Origin of the sequence: Aliivibrio sp. SR45-2 (genome assembly GCF_963890165.1) — a bacterium.
Lineage (GTDB): Bacteria > Pseudomonadota > Gammaproteobacteria > Enterobacterales > Vibrionaceae > Aliivibrio > Aliivibrio salmonicida.
The window spans coordinates 1-11,408 of sequence record NZ_CAWPRC010000201.1; the positions used below are offsets into that span (position 1 = coordinate 1).

The 11,408-nt window shown below is 35.1% G+C and carries 10 protein-coding genes and 1 pseudogene; 9 read left to right on the top strand and 2 right to left on the bottom strand.

Annotated elements, in window-relative coordinates; all coding sequences use genetic code 11:
- Positions 1–418 precede the first annotated feature (418 nt).
- From luxC to luxG, 6 genes and pseudogenes are all read left to right on the top strand, one after another.
- Positions 419–1,851: pseudogene (gene luxC / locus AACV33_RS19220) on the top strand (long-chain-fatty-acyl-CoA reductase LuxC).
- A gap of 16 nt (positions 1,852–1,867) precedes the next feature.
- A complete protein-coding gene (locus AACV33_RS19225; protein WP_017021702.1) occupies positions 1,868–2,785 on the top strand; it encodes an acyl transferase in 918 nt (305 codons plus the stop codon).
- Positions 2,786–2,831: 46 nt separating this feature from the next.
- Positions 2,832–3,896 (top strand): luciferase subunit alpha, encoded by a 1,065-nt coding sequence (gene luxA, locus AACV33_RS19230; protein WP_182700551.1) that lies wholly within the window; start codon positions 2,832–2,834, stop codon positions 3,894–3,896.
- A 38-nt stretch (positions 3,897–3,934) separates the two neighbouring features.
- Positions 3,935–4,915, top strand: coding sequence for a luciferase subunit beta (gene luxB, locus AACV33_RS19235; RefSeq protein ID WP_182700552.1), 981 nt, complete (start codon positions 3,935–3,937; stop codon positions 4,913–4,915).
- Between the two features lie 78 nt (positions 4,916–4,993).
- The gene (gene luxE, locus AACV33_RS19240; RefSeq protein ID WP_182700553.1) at positions 4,994–6,115 is read left to right on the top strand and encodes a long-chain-fatty-acid--protein ligase LuxE; all 1,122 of its coding nucleotides are present in this window, start codon (positions 4,994–4,996) and stop codon (positions 6,113–6,115) included.
- A 21-nt stretch (positions 6,116–6,136) separates the two neighbouring features.
- Positions 6,137–6,844, top strand: coding sequence for a flavin mononucleotide reductase LuxG (gene luxG, locus AACV33_RS19245; protein WP_017021706.1), 708 nt, complete (start codon positions 6,137–6,139; stop codon positions 6,842–6,844).
- 63 nt (positions 6,845–6,907) lie between these two features.
- Here luxG and AACV33_RS19250 read toward each other — a convergent pair whose 3' ends face one another.
- Positions 6,908–7,651, bottom strand: a complete 744-nt coding sequence (locus tag AACV33_RS19250; RefSeq protein ID WP_012552209.1) for a helix-turn-helix transcriptional regulator — start codon at positions 7,649–7,651, stop codon at positions 6,908–6,910.
- 232 nt (positions 7,652–7,883) lie between these two features.
- On the opposite strand from AACV33_RS19250, the gene AACV33_RS19255 reads away from it, so the two are divergent.
- Entirely contained in the window at positions 7,884–8,465 is a 582-nt protein-coding gene (locus AACV33_RS19255; RefSeq protein WP_017021709.1) for an acyl-homoserine-lactone synthase, read from the top strand.
- Between the two features lie 236 nt (positions 8,466–8,701).
- Here the strand turns inward: AACV33_RS19255 and AACV33_RS19260 are convergent, their stop codons facing one another.
- Positions 8,702–9,145 carry a dCMP deaminase family protein gene (locus AACV33_RS19260; protein WP_012552207.1) on the bottom strand — a complete coding sequence of 148 codons (444 nt, stop codon included), beginning with the start codon at positions 9,143–9,145 and terminating at the stop codon, positions 8,702–8,704.
- A 207-nt stretch (positions 9,146–9,352) separates the two neighbouring features.
- Here AACV33_RS19260 and AACV33_RS19265 point away from each other — a divergent pair, with 207 nt between their 5' ends.
- Both AACV33_RS19265 and AACV33_RS19270 read left to right on the top strand, forming a co-directional pair.
- Positions 9,353–10,729: an MATE family efflux transporter gene (locus tag AACV33_RS19265; RefSeq protein WP_182700554.1), complete on the top strand. Its 1,377-nt coding sequence runs from the start codon at positions 9,353–9,355 to the stop codon at positions 10,727–10,729.
- A gap of 121 nt (positions 10,730–10,850) precedes the next feature.
- On the top strand, positions 10,851–11,390 hold the full coding sequence (locus AACV33_RS19270; protein WP_182700555.1) for a sugar O-acetyltransferase: 540 nt from the start codon (positions 10,851–10,853) through the stop codon (positions 11,388–11,390).
- Positions 11,391–11,408 lie beyond the last annotated feature (18 nt).

Sequence of the window (11,408 nt, forward strand, 5' to 3'; positions counted from 1 at the left end):
ACATTAACATTTAAGTGTGATTTCTGTTCCATATTTAATGTCGTTTTATGTTGTTAAATTAGAAGTGATACTCTGTAAAGTTATACAGGTTTACCTAAATAATTACCCTGCTATAGTTTTCTAAAATAAGGAAGCAAAGTGATGACAATGACTTAAAAAGTAGGTTATAAATATTCTCCATCAAGCTTTAAACAAAGGATTAAATTAAATAATTTTTCTAGTATATGCATTTGATAATCATCGTGTTTGTTAATTAACGAATTACTTTAGTAAAAATCAGATAAATAAAAAATTAGATTTTTACTTAATCTATCAATCGGTTCGTTGTGTTTTAAGTCTCAGTTGATTTTTAAACAGTTATAAATTAGTCATTTAATAAAAATTTAACATTATTTTAAATATATTAATAAGGAATGAAATGATTAAAAAAATTCCAATTATCATCGGCGGTGTGATTCAAGATGAAGGGAACTTGAGAGAGTTAATATTAACAAATGATACTAAGGTATCCATTTCTATTGTTGATGATAATCATATTAAAAGCATCATTGATAATGACGTTATTAATAATTTAAGATTAAATCAAGTAGTTAACTTTTTATATACGGTTGGCAGCGATGGAGAAGTGAAGAATATACTCGTCGACGGGCATATATTCGAGATTTGAAAAATTTTCTTGGTTATTCAAATGAAATGGCAAAACTAGAAGCGAATTGGATTGCCATGTTGTTATGCTCTAAAAGTGCCTTATATGACATTGTCCAACATGACTTAGGATCATTGCATATTATTGATGAGTGGATCCCTCAAGGGGATTGTTATATTAAAGCATTACCAAAAGGAAAATCAGTACATTTGCTGGCAGGTAATGTCCCCTTATCTGGAGTTACCTCCATTCTTCGAGCTATTTTGACTAAGAATGAATGCATTATTAAAACGTCTTCCACTGATCCTTTTACTGCTACCGCTTTAGTCTCAAGTTTTATCGATGTTAATGCCGATCACCCTATTACTCGTTCAATGTCAGTAATGTACTGGTCACATAATGAAGATATGTCATTGCCGAAAAAAATAATGAATCATGCTGATGTTGTTGTTGCCTGGGGAGGGGGTGAAGCCATTAAATGGGCAGTAAAGCATTCGCCACATCATGTCGATATTGTGAAATTTGGGCCTAAAAAAAGTTTGAGCATCATTGATGATCCTGAAGACATAACAGCCGCTGCGACAGGCGTTGCTCATGATATCTGTTTCTATGATCAACAAGCGTGTTTTTCTACGCAAAACATTTATTACATAGGTAATAAATTAAACTTTTTTATTGATGAACTAGAAAAAAAATTAAATGTGTATGCCAAAATATTACCTAAAGGATGTCAAAATTTTGATGAAAAAGCCGCTTTCACTTTAACTGAGAAAGAGTGTTTATTTGCGGGTTATCAAGTTAGAAAAGGAGAAAATCAAAGTTGGATAATTATTCAATCTCCTTTAGATGCGTTTGGGAATCAACCATTATCTCGGTCGGTATATATTCATCAGGTTTCTAGTATTGAAGATATTCTTCCTTTCATTAATAAAAATACGACACAAACCGTTTCAATTGCTCCATGGGAGTCATCATTTAAATACAGAGACAAACTCGCTAAGCATGGGGCTGAACGTATTGTTGAATCTGGTATGAATAATATATTCCGCGTTGGTGGTGCGCATGATGGTATGCGCCCATTGCAGTATCTTGTTAACTACGTATCACAAGAAAGGCCGTTCAATCACACAACAAAAGATGTTGCCGTCGAAATAGAACAAACACGTTATTTAGAAGAAGATAAATTTCTAGTCTTTGTCCCTTAATATAAAAGGAAATTATATGGAAACTATATTCTCAACAATTGATCATGTTATCTCCCTTGAAAATGATAAAACACTTCGAGTTTGGGAAACATTACCCAAAGAAAATACATTAAAAAAGAATAATACGATTCTGATTGCCTCTGGTTTTGCTCGGCGAATGGATCATTTTGCGGGATTGGCTGAATATCTTTCAAGTAACGGATTTCATGTTATTCGTTATGACTCTCTTCATCATGTTGGATTAAGTAGCGGTAACATTAATGAATTTTCAATGACGATTGGTAAAGACAGTTTATTAACAGTAATAGACTGGCTTAAAGGACGTAATATTGAAAATTTAGGCCTTATTGCTGCCAGTTTATCTGCTCGAATTGCTTATGAAATAGCAAATGAAATTGACTTGTCCTTTCTGGTGACCGCAGTGGGGGTTGTAAATCTCCGTGATACGTTGGAGAGAGCTCTAAAATACGATTATCTGCAATTGCCAATTGAACAACTACCAGAAGATCTTGATTTTGAAGGGCATAATTTAGGGTCAGAAGTTTTTGTTACGGATTGCTTTAAGCACCAGTGGGACACGTTAGACTCGACGATAAATAAAATGAAAGATTTGGATATTCCATTTATTGCCTTTACTGCTAATGATGATAATTGGGTCAAGCAAAGTGAAGTTTTGGATCTGCTTACTAGCCTTAATTCAGAGAAATGTAAACTTTATTCTTTAATTGGTAGCTCTCATGACTTAGGTGAGAACTTAGTCGTATTACGAAATTTTTATCAGTCAGTAACTAAAGCGGCCATCGCTTTAGACCATGGCTCGTTGGATCTTGATGTCAATATGACAGAGCCACGATTCGAAGACATAACGAGCGTGACTGTAAAAGAGCGTCGATTAAAAAATCAAATTGAAAATGAGTCTCTAGAATTCGCGTAATTATCATAGCTAAATAAACCATTCAATAAAAATAAAGGAAGATATTATGAAGTTCGGAAATATTTGTTTTTCATACCAGCCACCAGGTGAAAGCCATAAACAAGTGATGGATCGCTTTGTTCGACTCGGTGTTGCATCCGAAGAACTTGGTTTTGATACTTACTGGATTCTTGAGCACCATTTTACTGAATTTGGTCTTACCGGTAATCTGTTTGTTGCCGCTGCTAATTTACTTGGCCGAACAAAAACGCTGAATGTTGGAACAATGGGGGTTGTAATACCAACGGCTCACCCTGTTCGACAAGCTGAAGATGTTTTGTTATTGGATCAAATGTCCAAGGGGCGTTTTAATTTTGGGGTTGTCCGAGGTTTATATCATAAAGATTTCCGAGTGTTTGGCGTCAATATGGAAGATTCACGCGAAATAACACAACATTTTCATCAGATGATAACGACAAGTTTGAAGTCTGGAATGATAAGTTCAAATAATGAACATATTGAGTTTCCTGATGTTGATATTTACCCAAAAGGGTATTCCAAAGAAGTGGCAACGTGCATGACGGCTGAATCTGCCAGTACAACCGAGTGGTTAGCTAAGCAAGGATTACCTATGGTGTTAAGTTGGATTATTGGAACCAATGAAAAAAAAGCTCAAATGGAACTTTATAATGAAATTGCGACAGAATATGGACACGATATAGCGACTATTGACCATTCGATGACATTTATTTGCTCCGTTGATCATGATGGAGATAAAGCTCGTGAAGTGTGCCGATCATTCCTCGCTAATTGGTATGACTCTTATGTCAATGCGACGAACATATTTAAAGATAGTAATCAAACTCGTGGCTACGATTACCACAAAGGTCAGTGGCGAGACTTTGTTTTACAGGGCCACACTAATACTAATAGACGTGTGGATTATAGTCATGAAATTAATCCGGTAGGCACGCCTAAAGAATGTATCGACATCATTCAACGAGACATTGATGCTACGGGCATTACAAATATTACCTGTGGCTTTGAAGCAAATGGCTGCGAAGATGAAATTGTCGCTTCTATGGATCGTTTTATGACACAAGTTGCCCCTTTTCTGAAAGACCCTAAGTAACGATACGTACTTAAATTTAATATAGTAAGGAATACATTATGAAATTTGGATTATTTTTCCTCAATTTTCAATCTAATGGATCTACTTCAGAAGAAACACTCGATAATATGATCAATACGATCGCTCTCGTTGATTCTTATGATTATCATTTTGATACTGTTTTTATTAATGAACATCACTTTTCTCTTAATGGTATCGTTGGTGCCCCAATTACAGCGGCTGGTTTTTTACTCGGGTTAACAAATAAACTGCACATTGGTTCTTTAAACCAAGTGATTACTACTCATCATCCTGTACGTGTAGCAGAAGAATCGAGTTTATTAGATCAGATGTCTGAAGGCCGTTTTATTCTTGGTTTGAGTGACAGTGAAAATGATTTTGAAATGCTCTTCTTCAAACGTGACTTAGTCTCTAGACAGCAACAATTTGAAGCCTGTTATGAGATTATAAATGAGGCATTAACGACGGGTTATTGCCATCCTCAGAATGATTTTTATGACTTTCCGAAGGTGTCGATAAATCCCCACTGTTTTAGTGAGAATGGACCTAAACAATACGTGGTTGCAACCAGTAAAGAAGTGGTCTCATGGGCAGCTAAAAAAGCATTGCCTTTAACGTTTAAGTGGGAAGATAGCCTTGTTATTAAAGAAAGTTATTCGGTACTTTATAATAAAACCGCAAAACAATATGGTATCGATGTTTCAAATATCGAACATCAATTAACGCTGATGGTCAATTTAAATGAAAATGGTGATGTTGCTCGTGAAGAAGTAAAACAATATGTACATGACTATATTATTGAAACGTATCCAAATATTGATTATGAAGAAAAAATAAAGACAATCATTAAAGAAAACGCAATTGGTACTTACAATGATTATTATGAATCAACGAAACTGGCCATTGAAAAAACAGGCGTAAAGACTATTCTACTCTCTTTTGAGTCAATGTTAGATAAAGATAATGTTAAAAACGTTATTGATATGGTGAATCAAAAAATAGTTAAAAACCTTGCTTAAGAGTATATAAAAAGAATGACAGAATTAACTCTGCCATTCTTTTATACATATTTATTACTTCAATAGCTTAGGAGTCACATGAATAGTCAAGCAACGATTGAAAAAAATAACATTATAGCAAGTTCAGAAATTGATGATCTTATATTTATGAGTACGCCACAAGAATGGACATTTGAAGAGCAGAAAGAGATTCAAAATAAACTGGTTCGAGAGGCATTTCATTATCATTACAATAGAAATAAAGAGTATAGGGAATATTGTACAACTCAACATATGAGTGAAAACATTCATTCAATTGATGATATTCCAGTCTTTCCTACTTCTGTTTTTAAATATTTAAAACTGCATACATTAGGTGAGGATGAAATTGAAAACTGGTATACGAGCAGTGGCACTAGTGGTATTAAAAGTCATATTGCCCGCGATCGCCTTAGTATTGAACGTCTACTTGGTTCTGTTAATTTTGGAATGAAATATGTCGGTGATTGGTTTGAGCATCAAATGGAATTAGTTAACCTTGGCCCAGATCGTTTTAATACTAATAATGTTTGGTTTAAGTATGTGATGAGTCTGGTTGAGTTACTTTATCCCACTGAGTTTACCGTGAATGATGATGATATTGATTTCGAAAAAACCGTGCACCACTTATTTCGTATTTATAAGACAAAAAAAGATATGTGCTTAATTGGCCCTCCTTATTTTGTGTATCTCTTATGCAAATACATGAATGAGCATAATATTAAATTCGATGCTGGGAAGCGATTACATGTCATTACTGGTGGGGGGTGGAAGTCGAATCAAAATGAGTCTTTAAATCGTAATGATTTTAATCAAATGCTGATGGATACCTTTCAGTTAGACAATATAAATCAAATTCGCGATACATTTAACCAAGTTGAGCTAAATACGTGTTTTTTTGAAGATGAATTTCAAAGAAAGCGAGTACCACCGTGGGTGTACGCTAGAGCGCTTGATCCTGAAACATTACAGCCTGTTACTGATGGTGAACCAGGGTTGTTGAGCTATATGGATGCATCATCAACAGGTTATCCTGCTTTTATTGTGACGGATGATGTCGGTATTATTCACCATATTAAAGCACCAGATCCATACCCAGGAACAACGATTGAAATAGTAAGAAGGTTAAATACTCGAGCTCAAAAAGGGTGCGCTCTTTCTATGGCAAGTACATTGAAATAGATAACGAGATAAGGATTATATATGCGAGTTAACTGTAAAGTATCAAAAATAGAATCAGTAAAAAACAATATATACAAAGTATATATCACACCAGCTAATGTTATCGACTTTAAAGCGGGCCAATACCTATTTATTGATTTAAATGATAAAAAACAACCATTCTCGATTGCAAATTGCCCAACGGAAAAAGGATCTATTGAGTTACATATTGGTAGTTCCGATAAAAGTAGTTCATTAGATGCAATGGAATTTTTTGTAGATGCTTTAATTAAAAATAAGAATATCGAAATTGATGCACCTCACGGCGAAGCATGGTTACGTGATGACAGCAGTAAACCACTACTATTAATTGCGGGTGGTACAGGGCTTTCCTATATTAATAGTATCCTAAAAAATTGTTTGAATAGAGGATTCACTCAGCCAATTTACATTTATTGGGGAGTGAAAAATAGTGATTTTTTATATGCAGATAGTGAATTGGCAACATTATCAATACAGCATAGTAATTTGCACTATGTGCCAGTGGTTATTGAAGATAGTGAAGAGCGTTGGTTAGGAAAAAAAGGAACGGTTCTTTCTGCGGTAATGGGTGACTTTGCGGATCTAACATTATTTGATATTTATGTGTGTGGCCCGTTCATGATGGCTAAGGCAGTAAAAGAGCAATTGATATTAGAAAAAAATGCAAGGCCAGATCAAATGTTTGCTGATGCTTTTTCGTATATATAATTAAGAACTGAGTATGAAAATTAGAAGTCCGACTGCGTTATTCTACATAGTCGGATCCTATTATTAATATAACGGGTTCATTGCTCTTGTTAAGATCGCTTTTGATATACTTTGGCAGCGGTTATTTGCTCCAAGCTTTAGCTGTGAGTTTGCTAAGTGAAAGGTAACCGTTCGTTCAGAGCAACCTAATATTTTTGAAATTTCCCATCGACTTTTTCCTTCACAACTCCAAATTAAGCATTCTTTTTCTCGTTTTGTTAACTTTGTGTGTACCTGTTGATCTTCTTTAGTTATTCGCTGATTGCTATCTAGTAATTCAGGAAGAATTAAGGGAACGCTCATACAGGCATTAAGAAAAAGGTTATCGATATACTTTTCTTTTTGAGAACTCGCAAAACTTATCATGCCAAACCCCCCATCCTTTGTATGAATAGGGAAACTGAATCCAGAATATAACCCTGATATTTTAGCTTCTTCAATCACATTTATTTGATTACTCATTTTTTTTTGTTTTTCAAAAATACTCCAATTAATAGGGGAGTGATGAGAAAAGCTATAATCAACAATAGGGTCATCTTTAATAAGATTTGCTTCATCGTAATAGTTTCGCCAATATAATGGGTAGTTATCTAAAATTTTAATATCAGATTTGATCATGGTTTTTTGACTAATAATAGCTAATAAATAATACTCGCAATGAAGTATCTTAGTTAGTTCTTGTAGGCATAAACTCATGTCGTTGTTGGTTTGAGATAATCGAATTTTATTGATGATTTCAAGCGTTACGTTTATGTTGACTAGGTTCAAATCTATGTCCTTTACTTGACGGTACAGCGGTGTTATTACCCATTAAGTGTTAATATTGTATATAACATTAAATTAAATTATTAGAGAGAATAATTCGTCATAAATCCGATTTTGCTCACACATTAAAGATGATTTTGTGCTCTAAAAATAAGATTCATTCCTGTAATATTGTACAGGTTATAAGGAGGAAATTTGCCTGCTATAGTCAGTTAAAAGATTAAAGGGGGTCAGGATGACAATAATGATAAGAAAATCCGAGTTTACTACTATTCCTATCCATGAATACAATGGAATACTTAGTCTACGTTATCAAGTGTTTAAACAAAGATTACAGTGGGACTTACTTTCAGAAAATGATCTTGAATCCGATCAATATGATAATTCTGAAGCGGCATATATATACGCTTGTGATGATGCAGAAAAGGTAAATGGATGCTGGCGTTTAATTCCAACGACAGGTGATTATATGTTGAAAACAGTATTCCCTGAATTACTTGGTGATCAAGCTGCGCCAAACGATCCTAGCGTTGTGGAATTAAGTCGTTTTGCTGTTGGAAAACATAGTTCCAAAATGAATGAGTCAGCAAGCGAAATCACAATGAAGCTTTTTGAGGCAATCTATATACACGCAATAAGCCATGGTATTACTGAATATGTAACAGTAACATCGACAGCAATTGAGCGTTTTTTAAAGCGAATTAAAGTGCCTTGTCACCGTATTGGCGATGAACAAGTACACCTATTAGGTGAAACAAAATCGGTTGTTTTATCAATGCCGATTAATGAACAATTTAAAAAGGCTGTATTAATATAATAATAACGTAAGTTGGCATAACTATAAAAATAATTCTTTAGTAAATTATTGTGGTTAATAAATTGTGGCGATTTATTATTTGTAATTCTCTAATAGTTTAGATAAAGAAAATAGAAGTAATATTTAACAGAATAATTTTAGATAAACAAAGAGATATTCTTTGTGTTTATTTCTATGATTATATTTTTGTTAATTGGGTAAAAATTATCGGATAAGTAATTAACTTATCCGATTTTTTATTTTAATGCATCGAGCGGTAGCCAAGTGACTTCTACACCTGCTTGTGAAAACATGTCTTGGCTGATCTGGATCTTCTCACCCCAACGAGATAAGAAATCTTCCGTTTGCTCTGGGCAATACACTTTTGAAATACCAGTTTGAATGATTTTTGCCGCACAGTTAGGGCAAGGGAAATGAGTTACCCAAATATCGCAATCTTCTAAATCACGCTTAGCGAATAAAATCGCATTTTCTTCTGCATGAAGTGTTTTTAAATACTTCAATTCGCGATCGTCGGTATCAGCACTGTCTGATACGCCGTGAGGGTACCCGTTGAATCCGACAGACACAATGCGATTGTGCTTTGTTATGACAGCACCCACTTGCGTTGAGGGATCTTTACTCCAAGAGCCGACTAATTCAGCCATCTGGAAAAATCGTTTTGCCCATTTAGAAACCATAATTCAGCCCTTTGTCTCTGTATTTAACTAATATAAATTTATCTATATCATAAGCTTATAACACAGTTTGTGACTGTCAATAAGCGTAAAGCATCAATCGTTATTAATAACGCTCAATCTATCCGAAAACCGGATGGATACCAACTTTTTCAATCTTAAATACTGTCATAGAATCGCCTCAATTCATTGTTGTTACTGAGGTAAATTATGACAACATTTCATGCAGATTCATCCATTACTCGTACTTTTTGGCGTTATGCCATCCCTTCTATAGCTGCAATGGTGGTGAGTGGACTGTATCAAATTATCGATGGGATCTTTGTGGGTCATTATATCGGATTTGAAGGACTGGCTGGTATTAATATGGCGTGGCCAGCAATATGCATATTAGGCGCTTTAGGTGTCATGATAGGCATGGGAACCGGCAGTGTTATGTCTATTTATCGGGGCCAAAATAAACTAGAAAAAACGAAAGTCGCGTTAACGACAGGGTTTTGGTTACTCGTCATATTAAGCCTTATTGCGATTATTTGTATTGTCTTTTTGGCTGAAAATATTTTGCATGCCCAAGGTGCTGAAGGTAAAAACTTTGAGTTTGCGATGGATTACATCAATGTCTTAATGTTTGGTGGATTCTTTACTGCGTGTGCAACGGCTTTACCAATGCTGGTGAGAAACGATGAATCACCGAATGTAGCGACTTTTTTATTGGTGGTTGGTGCATTAATTAATATCGTACTGGATTATCTATTTATCGGCGTGATGGGCTTAGGGTTATCAGGGGCTGCATTAGCCACTTTGATTGCACAAGCGGTTGTTACAGTGCTTGGTATTCATTATTTCTTTACTAAGCGCTCAAGTATTCAATTGACGATGAAAGAAGTGTTGTTTTCTCGTAATAAGGCAAAACAATCTTTAGCGTTAGGCTCTTCGGCATTGGTTATGTATATGTACGGCAGTTTTGTGGTTGCTATGCATAATGCGTTAATGATGCATTATGGCTCGGCAACGACAGTCGGGGCATATGCGATAGTTGGCTATCTATTTATGTTGTATTACCTTCTTGCCCAAGGCATTGCGGAAGGCGCACAGCCGCCGATCAGTTACTATTTTGGATCACAAGAAAACAAGAAGGTGTACCAAATATTTAAATTGGCACTCAAGTGGGTCACAATTACAGGCATTGCTTGGGTCGGTATATTGAATATTTCACCAGAATTTACGACGGCTTTATTTACAAATGGTGATCAATCATTAATTGCGGAAACCATTGTTGGAATTCGTTACCATTTATTCGCTATTTTCTTAGATGGCATTATTGTGTTGGTGACGATTTATTTCCTATCAGTGAATGAAGGTAAGAAGGCAATGATGATCTCAATCAGCAATATTATTATTCAATTGCCATTTTTACTTATACTACCTAAATGGTTTGGTATTGATGGAGTATGGTTAGCGATGCCAATTTCAAACATCGCGTTGATAGTTTGTATTGCGCCAATGGTTTGGAATCATTTAAAAACACAAAAAATAATACAACCAATGCCATTAGCGGCTATTCTTCAGCACAGAAACCACGTGTGATTATAATAAAGAAAGAATAAAAATAGGAAGTTTTTTATTCGAGTTTGTACTCTTTTTATTTAACTCTAATCGAATAGACTTAACCATAGATCTATTCGATTTTTTTGATTAAGGAAGAAAAATGACAGAGTTTGAGAAAATGATAAATGGACAGATATTTAATGGTGGTGATCCTGAAATAGATGCCATTAGAACTCGCGCCACTCAAACCTTATCTGCGTTTAACCAAGCAACGGATCAACCTAAGCGCAGTGAGCTACTTAGTGAATTGTTTACTCAATTTGGTCAAAGCGTTATTCAATCTCCGTTCTCATGTGAGTTTGGTAAAACGATTTCTATTGGTAACCAAACGTTTATTAATATGAATGTGATCATGCTTGATGGAGGCTCAATAACCATTGGTAATAATGTATTGATTGCGCCTAATGTTCAGTTTTATACGGCATCACACTCGCTTGATTATCAAAGTCGTCGACGTTGGGAGACTTTTTGCAAGCCAATCGTTGTTGAAGATGATGTGTGGATCGGAGGCAGTGTCGTAATAAACCAAGGCGTCACCATCGGGGCTCGATCGGTCGTTGCGGCAAATTCAGTCGTTAATCATGATGTACCTGCAAAAAGTCTCCCAACGTCGACGACTTTGATAATCAAGCGAGTGTGATGCCGTATAAAACTGAAC

Bases quoted from the DNA above. Each gene is read 5' to 3' on its own strand.
- AACV33_RS19225 (WP_017021702.1), top strand. From the start codon at position 1,868: ATGGAAACTATATTCTCAACAATTGATCATGTTATCTCCCTTGAAAAT.
- luxA (WP_182700551.1), top strand. From the start codon at position 2,832: ATGAAGTTCGGAAATATTTGTTTTTCATACCAGCCACCAGGTGAAAGC.
- luxB (WP_182700552.1), top strand. From the start codon at position 3,935: ATGAAATTTGGATTATTTTTCCTCAATTTTCAATCTAATGGATCTACT.
- luxE (WP_182700553.1), top strand. From the start codon at position 4,994: ATGAATAGTCAAGCAACGATTGAAAAAAATAACATTATAGCAAGTTCA.
- luxG (WP_017021706.1), top strand. From the start codon at position 6,137: ATGCGAGTTAACTGTAAAGTATCAAAAATAGAATCAGTAAAAAACAAT.
- AACV33_RS19255 (WP_017021709.1), top strand. From the start codon at position 7,884: ATGACAATAATGATAAGAAAATCCGAGTTTACTACTATTCCTATCCAT.
- AACV33_RS19260 (WP_012552207.1), bottom strand. From the start codon at position 9,145: ATGGTTTCTAAATGGGCAAAACGATTTTTCCAGATGGCTGAATTAGTC.
- AACV33_RS19265 (WP_182700554.1), top strand. From the start codon at position 9,353: ATGACAACATTTCATGCAGATTCATCCATTACTCGTACTTTTTGGCGT.
- AACV33_RS19270 (WP_182700555.1), top strand. From the start codon at position 10,851: ATGACAGAGTTTGAGAAAATGATAAATGGACAGATATTTAATGGTGGT.